At 65.3% G+C, this 18,831-nt stretch carries 16 protein-coding genes and 1 tRNA gene; 7 read left to right on the top strand and 10 right to left on the bottom strand.

Annotation, left to right across the window (positions count from 1 at the left end; translation table 11 throughout):
* Positions 1–22 precede the first annotated feature (22 nt).
* Positions 23–679 (top strand): YggS family pyridoxal phosphate-dependent enzyme, encoded by a 657-nt coding sequence (locus AC4GYS_RS03570; protein ID WP_491107728.1) that lies wholly within the window; start codon positions 23–25, stop codon positions 677–679.
* Here AC4GYS_RS03570 and ribA read toward each other — a convergent pair.
* From ribA to AC4GYS_RS03550, 4 genes are all read right to left on the bottom strand, one after another.
* A complete protein-coding gene (ribA, locus tag AC4GYS_RS03565; protein WP_491107727.1) occupies positions 676–1,683 on the bottom strand; it encodes a GTP cyclohydrolase II in 1,008 nt (335 codons plus the stop codon). The two genes, AC4GYS_RS03570 and ribA, sit on opposite strands and share 4 nt — an antisense overlap.
* Before the next feature lie 5 nt (positions 1,684–1,688).
* Entirely contained in the window at positions 1,689–2,480 is a 792-nt protein-coding gene (gene xth, locus AC4GYS_RS03560) for an exodeoxyribonuclease III (protein ID WP_491107726.1), read from the bottom strand.
* 217 nt (positions 2,481–2,697) lie between these two features.
* Positions 2,698–3,321 carry a LolA family protein gene (locus AC4GYS_RS03555; protein WP_491107725.1) on the bottom strand — a complete coding sequence of 208 codons (624 nt, stop codon included), beginning with the start codon at positions 3,319–3,321 and terminating at the stop codon, positions 2,698–2,700.
* 101 nt (positions 3,322–3,422) lie between these two features.
* A complete protein-coding gene (locus AC4GYS_RS03550; RefSeq protein ID WP_491107724.1) occupies positions 3,423–5,801 on the bottom strand; it encodes an FtsK/SpoIIIE family DNA translocase in 2,379 nt (792 codons plus the stop codon).
* Positions 5,802–5,866: 65 nt separating this feature from the next.
* On the opposite strand from AC4GYS_RS03550, the gene AC4GYS_RS03545 reads away from it, so the two are divergent.
* On the top strand, positions 5,867–7,087 hold the full coding sequence (locus tag AC4GYS_RS03545) for an FAD-dependent monooxygenase (protein ID WP_491107723.1): 1,221 nt from the start codon (positions 5,867–5,869) through the stop codon (positions 7,085–7,087).
* Between the two features lie 4 nt (positions 7,088–7,091).
* Here AC4GYS_RS03545 and AC4GYS_RS03540 read toward each other — a convergent pair whose 3' ends face one another.
* A complete protein-coding gene (locus AC4GYS_RS03540) occupies positions 7,092–7,727 on the bottom strand; it encodes an LON peptidase substrate-binding domain-containing protein (RefSeq protein WP_491107722.1) in 636 nt (211 codons plus the stop codon).
* Entirely contained in the window at positions 7,724–8,632 is a 909-nt protein-coding gene (locus AC4GYS_RS03535; RefSeq protein WP_491107721.1) for a tetratricopeptide repeat protein, read from the bottom strand. The genes AC4GYS_RS03540 and AC4GYS_RS03535 overlap by 4 nt, the downstream gene beginning before the upstream one ends.
* A gap of 148 nt (positions 8,633–8,780) precedes the next feature.
* On the opposite strand from AC4GYS_RS03535, the gene AC4GYS_RS03530 reads away from it, so the two are divergent.
* The 3 genes from AC4GYS_RS03530 (at position 8,781) to AC4GYS_RS03520 (ending at position 10,946) form a co-directional block, all read left to right on the top strand.
* Positions 8,781–8,855, top strand: a tRNA-Gly gene (locus tag AC4GYS_RS03530).
* Positions 8,856–9,649: 794 nt separating this feature from the next.
* Positions 9,650–9,811 carry a DUF465 domain-containing protein gene (locus AC4GYS_RS03525; protein WP_491107720.1) on the top strand — a complete coding sequence of 54 codons (162 nt, stop codon included), beginning with the start codon at positions 9,650–9,652 and terminating at the stop codon, positions 9,809–9,811.
* A gap of 76 nt (positions 9,812–9,887) precedes the next feature.
* Positions 9,888–10,946 carry a TerC family protein gene (locus tag AC4GYS_RS03520; protein ID WP_300974263.1) on the top strand — a complete coding sequence of 353 codons (1,059 nt, stop codon included), beginning with the start codon at positions 9,888–9,890 and terminating at the stop codon, positions 10,944–10,946.
* 368 nt (positions 10,947–11,314) lie between these two features.
* Here AC4GYS_RS03520 and AC4GYS_RS03515 read toward each other — a convergent pair whose 3' ends face one another.
* Genes AC4GYS_RS03515 through AC4GYS_RS03500 form a run of 4 tightly spaced genes read right to left on the bottom strand, consistent with a single transcriptional unit; the run spans position 11,315 to position 16,392 of the window.
* Entirely contained in the window at positions 11,315–12,163 is an 849-nt protein-coding gene (locus AC4GYS_RS03515) for an MlaD family protein (RefSeq protein ID WP_491107719.1), read from the bottom strand.
* A 20-nt stretch (positions 12,164–12,183) separates the two neighbouring features.
* Complete coding sequence (locus AC4GYS_RS03510; RefSeq protein WP_344705343.1) at positions 12,184–13,665, bottom strand: efflux transporter outer membrane subunit; 1,482 nt, start codon at positions 13,663–13,665, stop codon at positions 12,184–12,186.
* Positions 13,666–13,681: 16 nt separating this feature from the next.
* Complete coding sequence (locus tag AC4GYS_RS03505) at positions 13,682–15,244, bottom strand: DHA2 family efflux MFS transporter permease subunit (protein WP_344705342.1); 1,563 nt, start codon at positions 15,242–15,244, stop codon at positions 13,682–13,684.
* A 5-nt stretch (positions 15,245–15,249) separates the two neighbouring features.
* Positions 15,250–16,392 (bottom strand): HlyD family secretion protein, encoded by a 1,143-nt coding sequence (locus AC4GYS_RS03500; protein ID WP_491109351.1) that lies wholly within the window; start codon positions 16,390–16,392, stop codon positions 15,250–15,252.
* An 83-nt stretch (positions 16,393–16,475) separates the two neighbouring features.
* Here AC4GYS_RS03500 and AC4GYS_RS03495 point away from each other — a divergent pair, with 83 nt between their 5' ends.
* Complete coding sequence (locus AC4GYS_RS03495; protein ID WP_491107718.1) at positions 16,476–16,958, top strand: MarR family winged helix-turn-helix transcriptional regulator; 483 nt, start codon at positions 16,476–16,478, stop codon at positions 16,956–16,958.
* A gap of 2 nt (positions 16,959–16,960) precedes the next feature.
* Positions 16,961–18,577: an ABC1 kinase family protein gene (locus AC4GYS_RS03490; RefSeq protein ID WP_491107717.1), complete on the top strand. Its 1,617-nt coding sequence runs from the start codon at positions 16,961–16,963 to the stop codon at positions 18,575–18,577.
* The last annotated feature ends 254 nt before the right edge of the window (positions 18,578–18,831 follow it).

The following is an 18,831-nucleotide window of genomic DNA, read 5'->3' as shown; positions in this document are numbered from 1 at the left end:
CGCCGCCCTATAGCAGCGCGCGGTGACCAACGCCGCCACTCGACTGGAAATCGTTCGCCAGGGCATCGAGCAAGGCTGCCGGATTGCGGGCCGCCCCCGCGGCTCCGTCCAGCTGATCGCCGTGTCCAAGACCCGTTCCCGCGAAGAGATCGAAGCCCTGATCGACGCCGGGCAGCGCGATTTCGGTGAAAGCCGCGTGCAGGAAGCACGGGAAAAGTGGATCGAGCTTCGGGCGCGCCATCCCGACGTGCGATTGCACTGCATTGGCCGCCTTCAATCGAACAAGGCCGACGAAGCCGTGGCGTTGTTCGATACGATCCATTCGCTCGACCGCGCGAGCCTGCTCGACGCCCTGGTCCGGGCGGCCGAACGATCCGGCCGCCATCCGCAGGTCTACATTCAGGTCAATGTCGGGGAGGAAGAGCAGAAGGGCGGCGTCGCGCTGGCGGAGCTGCCGGCCTTCGTCGAGCGAGTCCGGGCTTCGCCTTTACCGTTGGTCGGCCTGATGGCGATTCCACCGCTCGGTCCGGAACCGGCGCCTTATTTCGCGCTTCTGGCCAAGCTGGCCGCGCGGCATGAACTGGTCGGGCTGAGCATGGGAATGAGCGGGGATTACCGGACCGCGGCCATGCTGGGCGCCACGGCCGTGCGGGTCGGCTCCGCCCTGTTCGAAGATTAGGGCAGGTGCCCGCTCCGTGCCCGCTTGACCGCCAGATAGTCGGCATTGTGCGGATTGGCGGGCATGTGGTGGGCGACGCGTTCGACGACGCTGATGCCGGCCTGCTCCAGCCCTGAAACCTTCGCCGGATTGTTGGTCAGCAGCCGAACCTTGTCCAGGCCGAGCGCCTTTAGCATCGCGGCGGCCAGGCCGTAGTCGCGTTCGTCGTCGGCAAAACCAAGGCGGCGGTTAGCGTCCACCGTGTCGAGTCCGCGATCCTGCAGCTGATAGGCGCGGATCTTGTTGGCAAGGCCGATGCCCCGGCCCTCGTCCCGCAGATAGAGAAGAACCCCCGCGCCTTCCACCGCAATCAGCTTCAACGCCTGCCGCAGCTGAGGCCCGCAGTCGCACTTGAGGCTGCCGAACACGTCCCCGGTCAGGCACTCGCTGTGCAGGCGGACCAGGGGCGGCCGGCCGGCCGGCGCGCCGACAATGACGGCGACGTGCTCGCTGCCGTCCTCGGTAGCGCGAAAGACGGCGATCTGCGCCTCGACGGCGAGATCCTCGATGGGCAGCCGCGCACGGGCTGCCAGCGTGACAGTCGACCGGCGTTCGGCCGCGAATACGCTGGCGGGGTCCACCGTCACCGCCGCCTCGCCGCCGGACACCCATGCCGCCGGCAGCAGTCCCGCCAGCCGGCACAGCAGCATGGCCGCCGCAGCCGCTGGCGGATCGGTGAGTTCGCATGGCGTCAACGGGCCGAGTGGGGCGCGGCTGAAGTCCCCCGCCGGGTCGGCCAGCGAGCGCATGGCGGCTTCATCGAGCCATTGTTCGCGCTGCAGGAGCACGGGACGCGCCGGATCGGTGGAAGCGATCCGGTTGCCAAGTTGAAGAGCCGCTGCCCGCTCGCCGCTCAGCAACAGCTTGGCGCCGATCGGAGCGGCTCCGGTCTCGACCGACACGATGGTAAGGCGCCCTAACTGGACGGCCTCGCCTTTGCGCAGCGCGTCGAGAGCGTTGCGCACCTCGCTCAAAGCGAAAGCTCGAGCACCAGCGGCACATGGTCCGACGGCCGCTCCCAGCTGCGGCAGGGCTCCAGCACCCGGTGGCCGGTGGCCTGCGCCGCAAGCGAGGGAGAACACCACATGTGATCGAGTCGGCGCCCTCGGTCGCTCGCTGCCCAATCCTTGGCGCGGTAGCTCCACCAGGTGAAATTGCGGCCCGGCGCAGGCACGAACCGGCGGCCCAGGTCGACCCAGCCATGCGCCTGCTGCAGCCGATCCAGCTTCTCGACCTCGATCGGCGTGTGGCTCACGACATCCAGTAACGCCTTGTGATTCCACACATCGCATTCCAGCGGGGCAACGTTGAAGTCGCCAACGATGATCGTCGGCTCCTTGAGGCCTTCCGACCACCGGGTCATCCGCGCGAGGAAATCGAGCTTCTGGCCGAATTTAGGATTGAGCGCGCGGTCGGGAATGTCGCCGCCGGCCGGCACGTAGACATTTTCCAGCCGAATGCCGCCGGGCAGCCGGGCACCGACGTGTCGGGCCTCGCCATTGTCCTGCCAGTCGTGTGCGCCTGGCTCTTCCAGTGGCAGGCGAGACAGGATGGCGACGCCGTGATGCATCCGCTGACCGTTCAGCTGGTGGTGCACATAGCCAAGGCGAGTGAAGAGTTCGCTCGGAAAGACATCGTTATGCGCCTTGGTTTCCTGCAGGCATAGCACGTCGGGCTGCTCTTCCTGCAGGAAGCGCTCGACGATGCCCGCACGGGCGCGAACCGAGTTGATGTTCCAGCTGGCAATTTTGAGGGTCGTCACGGCGCCACCGCTTAAGGGACTCGGTCCGGATAGGCAAAGGCCCCCGCTCCGGGGGCATGGAGCGAGGGCCGACCAAGCGTTCGTCACGCGAGGTGGTCGAGCCGGCCCGGGTAACAGGGGGAAACCCCAAGCCAATGCCACGACCAATGTCGCTAATATGTCATGCGGCCTGTCGGAAACATGAACGGTAGCAAATTAAATACTGGTTTTCCCTCGTTTATTTCCGCTTGGACGGTTCGGCATAGGTGAAGGCGCTTTCCGGCACCGCGACGTTGTAGCGCTGGTTGTCCAGCTTCACCGTGGTGCGCTTGTTCTGTGCGTCGATCGCCGTCCAGCCTTCCAGCAGCAGACCGCCGGGCGCGCTGGGGGACTTCACGAACGCTAGAATAAGCGTCCCGAATTCGGCCCGGCGATTGTCGCGGGCACGCACCAGCACCACGCGCGGATCGCTGGTCGGCAGCAACCGGGCGATGCGCGACAGGTCGGGCTGGGGCGACAGGAGCACGCTCAAGGGTGAGCGAGCGATCGGCCAGCTCGATTTCTGCCCGACGTCATAGTCGATGAAGGTCAGGTTACGGCCGTTGGCGACCATCAGCATGCTCGCGCCGCTGCCGTAGGAGAAGCGGATCTTGCCCGGGCGCTTCAGCTGCAGATTCCCGCGAACCGACCGATTGCGCTGGTCGGTCTGGACGAAGCTGGCCGTCATCGACTGGGTGGCGGCCAGCGATCGCTCGACCTGGGCCAGACCGCTGGTCTGCGCCACGGCCGCGCCGGCGCCGCCGATGGTCGCGGCGATCGCGACGGGCGCAAGCAGACGCGCGGAGAAAGTGGCAAACTTCATGGAATAACTCCTGATGCAAAAACCTTGGCCTGCCCCATGCCGCCGAGCCGTTGAATGCCCTCTGAACCCAGCGGTTCCCGTAGGTTCAGGGAACGCGCCGATCAGAGCGGATGGCCGTCCATGTCCATCAGCACTTCGCGCCGGCCGACATGGTCGGGCTGGCCGACCCGACCGTCCTTTTCCATGCGCTCGATCAGGCGCGCGGCCGAATTGTAGCCGATGCGCAGCTGCCGCTGCAGGTAGGAGGTGGAGGCCTTCTGGCTTTCGGCCACGATCTGGATCGCCTTGCGGTACAATGCGGTCTCCGCATCCTCCTCGCCGTCGGGGGCGCCGTCCAGCTGGTAACCGCCGTCCTCAGGCTCCTCCGTGACCGCGGAAATATAGTCCGGCACGCCCTGACGCCGCCAATGCTCGGCCACCGCGCGGACCTCCTCGTCGCTGACGAAGGGCCCGTGCACGCGCAGGATCTGCTTGCCGCCGGGCATGTATAGCATGTCGCCCTTGCCCAGCAGCTGCTCGGCCCCCTGTTCGCCCAGGATGGTGCGCGAATCGATCTTGCTCGTCACCTGGAAGGAGATGCGGGTTGGCAGATTGGCCTTGATGACGCCGGTGATGACGTCAACCGAAGGGCGCTGCGTCGCCATGATGAGGTGAATGCCCGCCGCCCGCGCCTTTTGCGCCAGCCGCTGGATCAGGAACTCGACCTCCTTGCCGGCCGTCATCATCAGGTCGGCAAGCTCGTCCACCACCACCACGATCTGCGGCAGCACCTCGTATTCCAGCTCCTCCGTTTCATAGATCGGCTGGCCGGAATCGGCGTCATAGCCGGTCTGCACCCGCCGCCCGAGCTTGGTCCCACGCGCCTTGGCGTCGAGCACCTTTTCGTTGAAGCTTTTCAGCGCCCGGACGCCCAGGCTCGCCATCATGCGATAGCGCTCCTCCATCTGCTCCACTGCCCATTTGAGCGCGCGGATGGCCTTTGCCGGTTCGGTAACAACGGGCGAGAGGAGGTGCGGGATGTCGTCGTAGACGCTGAGTTCCAGCATCTTGGGATCGATCATGATCATCCGGCACTCGTCCGGCCCCATCCGGTAGAGCAAGGACAGGATCATGCAGTTGAGACCGACCGACTTGCCCGACCCGGTGGTTCCGGCGACCAGCAGGTGGGGCATCGGCGCCAGGTCGGCGATGACCGGATCGCCGGAGATGTTCTTGCCCAAGATCAGCGGCAGGCTCATCGACTGATCCTCGAACGCCTGCGACGCGATGAGCTCGCGCAGAGCGACGGTTTCGCGCTTCGGGTTGGGCAGCTCGATGCCGATGACGCTGCGGCCCGGGATGGTCGCGACGCGGGCCGACAGAGCTGACATGTTGCGCGCGATGTCGTCGGCCAACTGGATGACGCGGCTGGCCTTGATCCCGCTGGCGGGCTCCAGCTCGTACATGGTGACGACCGGTCCCGGGCGGACCTCGACGATGTCACCACGGACATGGAAATCCTCGAGGACCGATTCGAGCAGGCGAGCATTGCGCTCCAGCCCGGCGCGGTCGACCGGGTTGCGGCCACTTTCAGGCGGCTGGGCGAGCAGTTCGATCGGCGGCAGGGAATAATTGTCGCCCAACGCCAGGCTCTGCTGCTGGGACCGGGCGACGCCCTTTGCGCCCTTCTTTGCCGCCGGAGCGAGCGCGCTGGCGGGTTCGGTCACGGCAACTGCCGGACGCGAGCGCGGGGGAGCCGCAGGCGGCGACTCGTCCCGCTCCTTGCGTTCGCGGACGGCAGTACGCCGCGGCGCGGGCGCGCGTTCACCCGGGGTGCGGCGCATCACGCCCGCCATCCAGCCCCGCTCTTCTGAGCGAAGCCCAAGCGCAAGGAACGCGAGTGCGAGTCCGCCCAGGCCAAGCATGACGATCAGCGCGAGCCGCACCGGCCCTGCGATCGCCGGATCGCCGATCCGGTCGATTCCGAACTCCATACCGTTCGCGCCACCAAGCCCGAGCGCCCCGCCCCATCCCCCCGGCAGACCGGACACCGCAGATCCCGCGGTCAGGCCGAGCGCAATCCCGACCAGCAGCGCCCCCAAGGCGCTGATCGACAGCATCCGGCCGATCCGGCCAGCGTCCTGTCCACGCAGCAGGCGAATGCCCGACAAGGCCAGCACCGGCAGCAACAGGACGGAGCCAAGGCCGAACAGGGTCAGCAGCAGGTCACTGGCATAGGCGCCGGGGGTGCCGAGCCAGTTGCTCGGTGGCCCGGCGGCGGCGGTCATCCAGCTGGGGTCGGTCGTCGAATGCGTCAGCAGCGCGACCGCCAAGGCAATCCCCAGGGCGAGCAGCAGTGCGCCCGCCGTCCGCAGGGCAAAGACCCGCAGGCTTTCGCTCAGCTTGTCGCGCCAATCGGGCTCAAGTTCGCGCCGTTGCGCCCGCCCCGCCGCCGTCGCCATAATACCCTGATCCCACCCTTCGAAATACCGTGACGTCATTGTGCCTTCCGCCGGACTCTTCGGTCAAGGATGACGCGCGGCGAGGAACCTCCTACATTGCAAATATGCAACGTGCCGATGTGATCATCCTGGGTGGCGGACTGGTTGGCCTTGCGCTCGCCGCCGCGCTCGACAGCAGCGGATTGTCGTCGATCGTGATCGATCCGGCCGACCCCGACCAGCGCCGCGACGCCGCTTTCGACGGGCGTACCAGCGCGGTCAGTTCGTCCAGCATGCGAATGCTCCGAACGGTCGGCGTGGCCGATCATCTGCCGGCGCCCGGCCATCCGATCCGCGCGATCCGGGTGGCCGACGGGCTCGACCCCGGCGGCCTGACGTTCGAACCCGGGGACGATGGCGAACCGCTTGGCCACATGCATGAGAACCGCCACCTGCGGGCGGCCCTTCGCTCGCGGGCCGAGGCGGGCGAGGGCGTCACGCTGCGGTGGCAGAGCGCCGCCGCCGCCATCGACCGCGGCGATGCCGGGGTGACCGTGACCCTCACCGACGGGACCGAGCTGGCCGCGCCACTGCTGATCGTGGCGGAAGGGCGCAATTCGCCGACTCGCGAAGCCGCCGGCATTCGGATGGCAAAATGGCGCTACGACCACGCCGCGGTCGTTTCCACGCTCGCCCATCAATATCCTCACGAGGACGTCGCCTACGAGATCTTCTATCCCGGCGGCCCCTTTGCGCTGCTGCCGATGAGCGATCTGCCCGACGGCAGCCATCGCTCGGCCATCGTCTGGACGGTCCCGGCGAGCGACGCGCAAGGTTGGATGAGCCTGCCGGACGAGGATTTTGCTGCCGAGGCCGAGGCGGCGATGGGCGGGTTCCTCGGGCAGGTACGGATGATCGCACCCCGGTCCACCTACCCGCTCGGCTTTCATCACGCCGCGCGAATCACCGACAAGCGGATCGCGCTGATTGGCGACGCCGCGCACGCCGTTCACCCGATCGCGGGCCAGGGCCTCAACCTCGGGTTCCGCGACGCCGCCGCTCTGGCCGAAGTGCTGGTCGACGGCGCGCGGCTGGGCCTCGACCTCGGCGATGCCCAGTTGCTCGCCCGGTATCAACGCTGGCGGAGCCTCGACATACTGTCGGTAGCGCTGGCCACCGACAGTCTGACGCGTTTATATTCGATTCCCGGGCGCACGGCCTCGGCCGTCCGACGGCTGGGCATGAGCCTGGTCGACCGGGTCGGGCCGCTGAAGGACCGGCTCAACGCGGAAGCACGGGGCACCAGCGGCGATCTGCCCCTGCTGCTTCGCGGCCTGCCGATCTGACCGGTTATTGAAGCCGGGCGGGTCCGCCCGTCCCGCCCTGCGCCGCGCGCAGGAACTGCATCAGCTGGACCAGCAGGTCGGCCCGTCCGTTCAGCGTTTCCGCTTCGAGCAAGGCCTGCTTGGCGCCGACATCGAACGGCGCGACCTGGGCGATCGCGTTGACCAGCATCTCGTCGTCCAACCGGTTCACCGCCGACCAGTCGACCGTCAGGCCCATCGCATCGCCCAACCGCCGGGCCTCCCGCTCCACCTCCGAGCGCTGGGCCAGGCCGAGTGGCTCTGGCTCTTCGTCGGGAAATGCTGCGGCATCGACGTCGGCCTGACGATAGGCGGTGCCGGCGTCTGCTTCGGCGATCAGGCGGAAACGGGTGGAGCCCTGGAGGACAATGTTGAAGCGGCCGTCGTCCAGTTCCTCGAGCCCGACAATCTCGCCGACGCATCCCACCCGGTAGAGCTGCGGATGCGACGGGTCGTCCCCCGGACCCTGCGGCTGGATCATGCCGATCCGGGCCACGCCGGCTGCCGCGTCTTCCACCATCGACCGGTAGCGCGGCTCGAAGATGTGCAGCGGCAGTTGGCTGCGCGGGAACAGGATCGCGCCGGCCAGCGGAAACAGGGGCAGGCGGATGGTCCCGCTCATGTGAACAGCAGGGCCGACAGCCGTCGCCGCTGGCCGCGCGCCCATGCGTCCTCGAGGCCGGCCGCCTCCAGCAGCTGAAGGAAGCGGGTCCGTGCAGCGCCCTCGTTCCATTCGCGATCGCGGCCGATGATCTCGAGCAGGGCTTCGGCCGCGCCCTCGCGATCGCCATTCGCCATTCGCGCACCGGCGAGGTCGTAGCGCGCCTGGTGGTCGTCGGGGTTCGCGGCCACCTGCGCCTCAAGCTCGGCGGTCGGACTCGCCGGGGCGGCGGTCGCCAACGACCAGGCGGCGCGGGCGCGCGCAATCGCGGGATCCTTGGCGTCGGCCTCGTCAACCGTATCGAGCAGGCTGGCGGCGTCGTCCACACGGCCCTGGGCCAGCATCGCTCGGGCCAAGCCGCCGATCACTTCCGGGTGGCCGGGCGCCATGTCGCGGATCTGGCCGAAGATGTTTTCCGCACGCGCCGCATCGCCGCCGTCCAGCACCTCCTCGGCCATGGCGATCAGCGGCTCGATTTCCGCTTCCAGCGCCTGCTCCTCGCCACGGACCTGCAACTGGCCAAGCAACTGGTCGAGCGCCCGCTTCAACTGGCCTTCGCTGCGGTATTGCGTGAGGTCGGCCACCGGCTGCCCGCCGAACAGCGCATACACGGTCGGGATCGACCGGATCTGGAACTGGGCGGCAATCACCTTGTCCTTGTCGACGTCGATCTTGACCAGTTTCACGCCTTTGGAGGCGTAATCGGCGGCGACCTTGTCCAGGACCGGACCCAGTTGCTTGCACGGCCCGCACCATTCCGCCCAGAAATCCAGGATGACCAGGTTGGTCATCGACGGTTGGAGGACGTTCTCCTGAAAGGTGCGGACCGCCTCCCGCTCTTCCGGACTGAGACCAAGAGTCGCCACGCATGCACCTTTCTCGTTGGAACGAGGCGCATATGAGCGCAGGGGCGGGCCGTCGCAAGGCTGGCGGATGAGGGGCTTGCGCCGCGCGGAGGCCCCCGCTATCTGCGCCGCCTCACCCGGCCGGTATCTTACCGGTCCAGTCGCCAGAGCGGGCGTAGCTCAGGGGTAGAGCACAACCTTGCCAAGGTTGGGGTCGAGGGTTCGAATCCCTTCGCCCGCTCCAGCGATTTCAAGGACTTACATCGAAAAGCTATCTTAGTGGCTCATTATTGGGGTCACTTTGGGGTTCATTTTACTGTTTAAGCCTCAGAGGTATGCGCCCCCTCCAAAAAGGGGCCGGCACGTCCAGTTGCCTCTTTGATCTGCTTCGCGCCTATCCAAGGTACTTAAGGACTCAGCAGACTGCCTGAAGCGGACCTTCGCTCAATCTCGACTTACGACTGCTCGTGGTGGGAAGCGGAACGGCGGCTTTCGGGTCTGCACCGGTAGATAACAGACGTTCGCCCGTGCGAAGCTCCGGCGACGGCTTAGCGCCCATTCCAGTCGCTCTGGGTCGATTCTGCGCAACCCGAAAGCAGCCGCTTGTTCAGCTGAGGTCCCAATCTTAATCTCGACCTTGGCGGATTGCTTCCGGCGCAAGCTGCTGAGGGTCAAGTCAGATCGGCACCTGACGGCCGGAGCTATCTCGCAGAGGCGCGACCTTCAAAGAAGTTAAAGCGGGTGCGGCTTGCACAACGGAGTTGCCAAGCCATGGACCGTGATTCCTATCTGGAAGAACGACTCGATCTTGATCTTCGGCACTCACAGTTTTAAGAGGAGCAGGCGGACCGGGCCCCTCTGGCGTGGCGCTCCTCTGGCGAGATGAAGCCAGGCGGCGCCTGCGTGATGTCGGACCGCATCGGAATATCCGATGTGTGGCCCCTCGCGTGACCCCTCGAACCCGTGCGTGGCGGCTCCCTCGGCTCTTCCGATCGGTTCATCAGCTGAACGAGGAGGAACTGACCAATGACAGCACGAATGTCCCGCCTTCTGGAAACGCACCAGCGGATCGACCAGGCCCTGCGCGAGGAGCAGCGTCGCCGCCGGCCCGATCCTACCCGGACCAGCCAACTCAAGAAGCTGAAGCTGCGGGTCAAGGACATTCTCTACCGGATGGCCCGGACCAGCGCGCAGGTCTGACCTAAGAATAAACACGGGAAGGGGCCGGGGGCACCGCCCTCAGCCCCTTCTACTTGCCAACAGGGATGGATGAACGATGCCCGAATTTCTGATGTATGAATGGCTGACCAAGCCCTTGTGGCTATGGTTCAGCTTCCTTGCCATCGTGATAGTGCTGCTGGCGTTTGACCTTGGCGTGCTGCACCGCAAGACCAAGGAGATCGAGGTTCGCGAGAGCCTGATCCTGTCGGCGCTCTACATCGGCCTCGGAGTGCTTTTCTCGGGCTTCGTCTGGTGGGCCTTTGAAGGCGAGCGCGCGGGGGCGAGCGCGGCCGAAGCGGCTACCATGCTGAGCGGCTGGGAAGCGGCCAAGCTCTACCTCACCGGCTTCGTCGTGGAGAAGAGTTTGGCGATGGACAACGTCTTCGTCATCGCGATGATCTTCACCTATTTCGCGGTGCCGCGCATGTATCAGCACCGCGTGCTCTTCTGGGGCATCCTTGGCGTGATCGTGCTGCGCGGCATCATGATCGGCCTCGGCGCGACTCTGATCAGCCAATATGGCTGGGTGCTCTATATCTTTGCGGTGTTCCTGATCCTGACGGGCATCAAGATGTGGATGACGGCCGAGCAGGAGTATGACGTATCCTCCAGTCCGGTGCTGAAGTTCATCCGCCGCCGCTTCAACGTCACGGACGAGCTTCACGGCGAGAAGTTCTGGGTGAAGAAGCCGGATCCCAAGACCGGCAAGCTGGCCTGGTTCATGACCCCGCTGTTCCTGGCTCTGATCATGGTCGAGATCGTCGACGTCGTGTTTGCGGTCGACTCGGTGCCGGCGATCTTTGCGATCACCACTGACCCGTTCATCGTCTACACGTCGAACATCTTTGCCATCCTTGGCCTTCGCGCGTTGTATTTCGCGCTGGCGGCGCTGGTGCACCGATTCCATTATCTGAAATACGCGCTGGCCCTGCTGCTGGTGTTCATTGGCTCCAAGATCTTCCTCGCCGACCTGCTTGGCATGGAAGGCGGCAAGTTCCCAGCCAACTGGAGCCTCGGGATCACCTTCGCCATCCTTTTTGGTGGCATTGCTTACTCGCTTTGGAAGACCCGACACGAAGGTGCTTCTATGCGCGATGTGAGCGATCCGATGTAAACTACGCTAGCGTCCGAAGAGGTCGCAAGACGATGACTGAGCTTATGCCCGGAGTGACTCGCTTCCAGGCATAAGCTCGGCGCTCGCTGAATGTCCGCTCGCGAGAATTGAGCCCTTGAACCAGACCTTCCGCTTGCGGCCACAAGCAGCCGTTGAGCAGGGAAGGTCCGCTTAGCGCCCATGCAGGTCGTTGATAGAATCGCTAAGGGCACCCGATAGCAGACCCTGCAATCCTCGCCGCTAAGATTGGAGGGGCCGGATTGAGGGCATGCACACTGCCGCTGAAGGGCGCTCAATCCGCGTGCTGCCGAGAAAAAAGCGTTCACAATTTGTCGTGCCTACACCGCCGCACGACGCCACAGGCAAGATTATCTTCGTTCTAATCTGTCAGCTTTCTCGCCAAGGTCTTGCACCGGTTTACGGATATCTTGGATGTCCCGTTCTACCCCATCGGCTTGTTCGTCGAGTCGGCGGACCGAACTGCGCTGCTGCTGGACTGCTTGTCCTACTTGATCGGCCTGATTGCCGGCGTTGCGGATCGAGCGCCTGACATTTGCGATGTCGTCACGGCTCGAGACCACGTCGCGCTCAAGCTTTTCGGCGCTGCGAGCAAAGCTGTTGATACCCTCGCTTGCTCCGCGCACCTGCTCAGGGCGCACGCTACCCAACAGCCGCTCTACACTCTGCTGCCATTCTGCTGTCGAACGCCGGGTCTGGTCCAGCTTCCTTGCCGCGTCAGCCTGGCCCGTCTGATCAAGCGCCCGAACCGCACGGTCGAGCGTCTGCGACACCTGCACTGCTTTCGCGGCAGGATCGGTGGCGGTCCCGCCCTGGACGGCGGCAATCGTGCCGACGATGTCCTCATCAGGCGGGTTGATCAACGGTCCGTCGGTTGATGGCAGGAGCACCAGGACTGCGGAGCCATCGAGCAGTGACCGGCTGATGTCCGCTCGAAAGCCGGCGTGCACCGGCAGATCAGTGTCGAGCGCTACTTCGACGGTGGGCCCGCCAACTTCGCCGGCCGACAGATAGATCTTATCTACCCGGCCGACCCGAACCCCGGACATGGTCACCGGCCCTCCGACTGCCAAGCCCGAAACACTTTGGTTGAAGGAGATCCTGTACTTCGCACCATAGGTGCTTGTCCCGGCACCGATGTACCAGGCGAAGAAAACCAGTCCGACAACCAACAGCCCGCAAACGATGGCGACGAGCAAACGGTTGGACCGTGTTTCCATCAGTTGCCAAGTCTCGCGGGCACCACCGGAGGTGCCCAGCCTAGTCCAAGCGACTTCTGCACGGCGATGTAACTGCCGGTGAGCGCCGCTGTGGCGCCTCGCAGGTTCTGCTCAGCAAGGGTCAACTGGCGCTCTGCTTCCAGTAGTTCGGCACGGGCCGTGGTTCCGGCGTTGAACCGCTGCCGGGTCAGCCTGGCCTGGCGCTCCGCGGAAGCTCGGACGTCCGCGAGCGCTGCCACCTGGCGTCGCTGCTGTCCGAAGCGGGCAAGGGAATTTTCCGCATCCTGAAGGGCACCGAGCACTGCCTGCCGGTAGCGCGCCTCGGCTTCCTCGAGACCGCTCCTTGCCTGCCTCACACGAGACGCATTGCGACCGAAATCGAGAAATTGCCACTGTATCTGCGGAATGGCGATGGCGCTGATGTTGCCGAGATCGAACAAGTCACCCGGCTTGGTGCCACCAAGCCCAAGGATCCCCATGAAGCTGATCCGGGGGAAGCGCAGGGCTTCGGCGACCCCGATCCGCGCTGTCGCTGCGGCAAGGTTGCGCTCGGCGGCGCGCACGTCTGGGCGACGCTGAAGCAATTCGGCAGGATTTCCGACCGACACGACCGCCGGCGGAAGCGGCACTTCGGCCGGAGCAGCCAATAGCCCGTCGACACTGCCGGGGGCGCTGCCGGTCAGGGTCGCCAAGGCGTTGAGATACACGTCCCTTTCGGCTTCGGCGGCTGCGACTTCGGCCTCAGTGCTCCGGAGGGCGACCTGCGCACGCTCGACCTCGTAGGCAGCGGTGGTCCCACGCTGGAACCGTTGCCGGGCGGTCGCAACGGCTTGCTCTTGAAGCGCCCGAGCGCGGCCCAGAGTGTCGATCCGGTTCTGCCGTTCGCGCAGATTGACATAGGCCTGACCAACCTCCGCTGTCAGCTGCACCTGAGCGTCGATCGCGTTTGCCTCGGCCGCTCCGAGCTGGGCGTTTAGGCTCTCGATCTGGCGGCGCGAGGCGCCGGCGAACTCCAGCTCCCAGTTGGCGTTCAGGCCAAGATTGAAGAAGTTGAGGGACGAGATGTCGTCTGATCCGCCCTCCGCTGGCGGAGCGCCGGCAGAGCTGCCGTTGTTGTCCGTGCCAAGGTCGACGCCCGGCAACTCGGCGCGCACGTAGGTGCCCTGCGCCGCGACGGTAGGATAGCGGTTCGCCTGTTCCTGACGCACCGACTCGCGAGCTTGGCCAATCCGCGCCCGCGCGATTTCGAGCGACGGATTGCTGCTGAGCGCCCGCGTCTGCAACTCGGTAAGGACTGGGTCGCCGAGCTGCGTCCACCACGAAGACAGTCTGGGCGACTCTGGGGTGACCAAGCCCCCTCCCCGGACGAAGTTTGCGGAAGGTGTTGCCGCACCAAGAGTTCCCGGACCCTTGTAGTCAGGTCCCGAGGTGCAGCCGGCGAGCAGAAGGGCGGCAGTAAGGGCAATCAGCGGGAAGCGCATCTCGATCCTTTGGGCATCAATGCATTGACAGCGACATCCCCTTGGGAAGGGGTCGCAGGAACAGGACAAGGGGAACCGACAGCGTGGTAATGATGGTCATGCCGAAGAAGATGTCGTTGTAGGACATGACAAAGGCCTCGCGCTGAATGGTACCGGCAAGAGTCCGAAAGGCGGCCTCGAGACTGCCGAGCGACTGCTGGAGCCCGCCGAGGTAGGACTGGACGTCCCAACCGTTGGCATTCAGCGACTCCTCCATCCGCCGGCTGTGCAGCCAGCTGCGCTGGTCCTGCACGGTCGCCAGCCCTGCAAGCGCGAAAGACCCTCCCAGATTGCGCGCGGCGTTGAAGATTCCGGAAGCATCACCGGCATCTTCCTTGGTGACCGATGCTACGGTCGCCTGGTTCAGGAACAGCATGCAGAAGACGATGCCCACGCCCCGCATCAGCTGGCCCGGGATGAAGTGAGAGCCGGCGGTCTCGGCCGTCAGGCCGGCGCTGATCCAGCCGCTCCATGCAATGATGGCCAGGCCGCCACCCACTGCAATGCGGATGTCGAGCCTGGGAATGAGGAAGGGGACGATCGGCATCAGCAGAAGCGCTGGAAGCCCCATGTAGAAGATGATCCACCCGGTCTGAAGCGCATTGTAGTCGGCAATGATCGCGAGAAACTGCGGAATGACATAAGTCGTGCCGTACAGCACCATGCCGAGCACGAGACCCATCACCACCACGCTGCCGAACTGCCGGTTGAAGATAAGGCTGAGCTTCAGCACCGGCTTGCGGGCAGTCAGTTGGCCCCAGGCCAGCATGGCGAAGCCAAGCAGGGTCATGATAGTCAACTGAACGATCAGGGTGGATTCGAACCACTCCTCGCGATGTCCTTCTTCTAGCACGACGGTCAGGCCGCCCAAACCCAGGATCATCCCGGCAATGCCGAACCAGTCGGCGAAGCGCAGATAATCCCAGTCAGGCTTTTGGTGCGGCAGGCCGAGCAGCAGCAGCAGCACCAGCACGGCACAAACCGGCACGTTGACGAAGAATGCATAATGCCAGCTGAGGTTCTCGGTCAGCCAGCCGCCCAACAGCGGGCCCACCACCGGACCCAGGATGACGGTGACTCCGAACAAGGCCATGCCGATTGGCTGCTGCCGGGCAGGCAGACGGGTGGCGACGATAGTCATGGCGGTTGGGATCAGCGCGCCACCCATCAGTCCCTGGCCGGCCCGGCCAATGATCATGGTGGTGAGGTCAGTGGCAATTCCGCACAGCATCGAAAAGGCGGTGAACATCACGACGGCGATCAGCAGCAGCGTGCGCAAGCCCAGCAATCGCTCCAGCCAGGCGCTCAGCGGGATGATGATGATCTCCGCGACCAGGAATGACGTCGCGATCCAGGTGCCCTCCGAGCCGGACGCCCCGATCTCGCCCTGAATGGTGGGCAGCGCGGAATTGACAATCGACACGTCGAGGGTGGCGAGCAGCGCGCCGAGGCTGCCTGCCGCAACGGCGAGCCAGGCAGATAGGTCGGCCCGTTCCTCTCCCCGTCGGGCAGGAATGGAGGCGGCGGCGGCGGTCGCCATCGGGTCTAGCGACGCCCTTCCTGCGCCTGACGCACGCGTTCCAGCTCGCCCTTCGCGCCGCGCGTATCCACCGTCACGTGGACCGACATGCCCGGTATCAGCAGCCGGCGGACTTCCGGCCCGGCCTGGATCGCGATCCGCACCGGAATTCGCTGCACGATCTTGGTGAAGTTGCCGGTCGCATTCTGCGGCGGAAGCACGGAGAATTGCGCGCCTGTCCCGGGCGCGAAGCTGGCAACCCGGCCGGTCAGCTCTAGGTCCGGAAGGGCGTCCACTTCAACGCGGACCGGCTGGCCCGCCCGCATTAGCCCGACCTGCGTTTCCTTGAAGTTCGCCTCGATGTAGAGCTGCTGCGTCGGAACGATGGTCATCAGCCGCGTTCCAGGCTGCACGAATTGACCGACGCGGACCGCCAGATCTCCGACTCGGCCCGCGATGCTTGAGCGCAAGACTGTCGATTCCAGGGTCACGTTGGCCGCTTCGAGCTGAGCCTCAGCGGCGCGGCCCTGCGAGCGGGCTTGCTCGACTTGGGTGCGCAGGGTGCCGAAACGGCGCTGCGCCGCCAGCAGGTCGGCCTGTCGGGTCGCCAGCTGTGCACGAGCCTGCTGCTGCTGCTGAATTAGCTGGTCCAAACGCTCGCGCGGCTCCGCGCCGGAGGCCGCGAGGGGGCGGTAGCGCGCGACTTCACGACTGGCGAACGCGAGGTCAGCCTGCGCTGCCGCCAATTGGGCCTGAGCCCGCTCCGCCGATGCCTGTTGCTCGGCAATCTGCGCCTGGACGGTGTTCGCGCTCGCCCGTGCCGCCTCGATTTGAGCCTGCAACTGCGAGGTCTGAGCGCGGTAATCACGATTGTCGAGAAGAGCGAGCTGCTGGCCCTGACGGACTTCCGCATTCTCCTGGACAAACACCCGCTCGACGTAACCGCCGACCCGGGGCGCAACGATCACGCTGTCGGCCTGAACAAAGGCGTCGTTCGTGCTCTGTTGGTATTTGCCGTAGCTTTCGTTCTGCAGATACCACCACAGGACGCCGCCCGCCACGATGACAGCCAAAATCAGCAGGCCGAGACGCACCTTGGGATTCGACAAGGGCGAGCTGCGCTTCTCCTCCCCAGTGTCGGCCGCAACGTCACCCGACTGGGTCACCATGTCCATTTGGGTCCTCGATCAAGACTCGTTCGTTTGAAGCGGCGCATTGCACCAAACTATATTCTGCCGCAATACCATTTCATATGGCACCTCAGCATCGCCCCATTATCGAAATCTCGAAGCAGCTCGCCTGGACCTACCTGCGGCTGCAGCGGATGCTGGATCGCTGTCTCGCCGGATCGGAGGCGTCGGTCGCGCGGGTGCGGCTGCTCGCCTACGTCGCCGACGGACCCAAGCGTTCCACCGACATTGCATCCTTCTTCGGTCATGCGCCGCGCACCGTCACCGAGGCGATAGATGCGCTCGAAGCGGCAGGACATTTAAGACGCCGAGTTGTTCCCGAAGACCGCCGGGTCAAGCTGGTGGAATTGACCTCTGCCGGCCGCGAGGTGCTTGACCGAGCCCAGCCGGAATATGAGCGCCTGCTCGCCGAAACCGTGGGAACGCTGGAAAAGTCCGAACTGGCCGGACTGGATGCCGCCTTGTGCAAACTGTCTCAGCGGATCGAAGCCGTGGAAGCCGAGCTCACCCGCGCCAGCAATTGCGTAGGGTCGGGCAGGGAGTGAGCATGAACGAGCGAACCCCCTCCGAGACCAGTCTTGGCCGGACGATGGGCGAACGGGAGCGTTTCGCCCAGATCGTCGGGATCTTCGGACGGCACGGGCTGAGAGGCTTGGCATCCCGTCTCGGCTTGGGCGGTGCTCGCGACGAGGAGATGGAAACAGCCCGCCCTGAAGCGGTAGTCGCCGTGCTTCGCGACCTCGGCCCGGTGGCGGTCAAGTTCGGCCAGATCCTTGCGATGCGCAGCGATCTTCTCGGCCCCGACTGGATCCGCGCACTCTCGACCCTGCAGGACCGGGTTCCCGCACTGCCATTTGATCGCATCCGACCCGCAGTCGAGGAGGCGATCGGCGGGCCGCTCGACAGCTATTTTGCAAGCTTCAATCCCGAACCCATTGCCGCCGCTTCGATCGCGCAGGTCCATGCTGCGACCCTGCCGTCTGGAGAGCGCGTGATCGTCAAGGTCCGCCGACCGGGGATCGAGCGAACGGTCGATGCCGACCTGCGGCTGCTCCGCCGCCTGGCGCGCACCGCCGAAAAGCGCATTCCCGAAATCGCCCGGATGAAGCCCGACGAACTGCTGCGCTATTTCGCCGAAAGCCTCGACCGGGAAATGGACCTGTCCGCCGAAGGCCGGGCAAGCGATTCGATCGGCGCCTTCCTCGCCGGCCTCGGAGTGCGGACGGCGCGGTTCGAGTGGGAGCTGACCGGGCGCCGGGTCAACGTCCAGGGACGGCTGGAGGCGATCCCCGCCACCGACCTTGCCACCGCGCGAGAGCGGGGAATCGACCTCACAAAAGTCGCCCGCACCTACGCCCAAGCCGTGCTTCGGATGATCATCTTCAACGGTCAGTTCCATGCCGACCCGCACCCCGGCAATGTGCTGATATTTCCGGACGGAAGCATCGGGTTCATCGACTTCGGAGCGGTCGGCACCCTGCTTCCCCGCCGGCGGGAGGAACTGGTCCGGCTGGCCCTCGCCATCGCGGCCGACGATCCGGCCGGAGTGATCGACGTGCTGATGGTCTGGGCCGGCGATCCCCCAGTCGACCGCATCCGGCTGGAATTCGAGCTGGCGGCGCTGATCGACGAATTTCGCAACGTGGTTCTGGAGCAGGTCGACCTCGCCCGCATCTTCAACCAGGTGTTCGGCCTGCTGAGGGACTTCGAACTGGCGCTTCCGCCCGACCTTGCGCTTGTGCTTCGGACCCTGCTCACCGCCGAGGGCTTCGTCCGTCGTATCGACCCAGCCTTCGACATTGGTGGCGAGCTGGCGCCGATCGCCCGCCAATTGGTGAGCCAGCGCACCAGCCCCGCCCGGCTAGCCAGGGAGGGGCGCAAGCTGGCGGCTGCGCTCGGCCGGGCGGCGCTCAGCGCGCCCGAGCTTATCGGACAGGTGGAGAAGGTGGCCCGCACCGGCAGTCTGCCGGTCAGCCTCGATCCGCGAACGATTGAACAGCTTGGTCAGCGACGCTCCTCGCACGTGCGGTCCGATCCCCAACTGCTGCCCGCCGCCTTGATCGTCGCCGGAGCCATTCTGGCAGGAACCGAACCGCTGCTGGGCTTGGTAAGCGGTAGCCTGGCAGTCGGCCTGCTCGTCTTCGGGCGCGTGCGCAAGTCGTAAGGACGCGCGGGCGCAGCGGGGCGTGCTCAACATAGTTTCTGCCAGCACTCATTTCGAGCAACTCCGCATGTGCTATTTAGGCACGATGATTTTGCTAGGATCGCTCTCGCAATCGCCCGCAAGCCCAAGCACTGGCAGCGATAACGGTTTCGAGTCAGTGCAGGCTTATGGACTCCGTCTTCGCCAAGCGGCAGCAAGCGCAGTAAGCGTCCGCATGTGACTGCTAGCTCCTCATAAGCAGACGGTCTTCTGTC

The sequence above is a fragment of the Sphingomonas sp. SP1 genome, assembly GCF_058313395.1.
The sequence above is the reverse complement of the archived record's forward strand: the minus strand, read 5'-3'. Positions and strand labels throughout refer to the sequence as shown.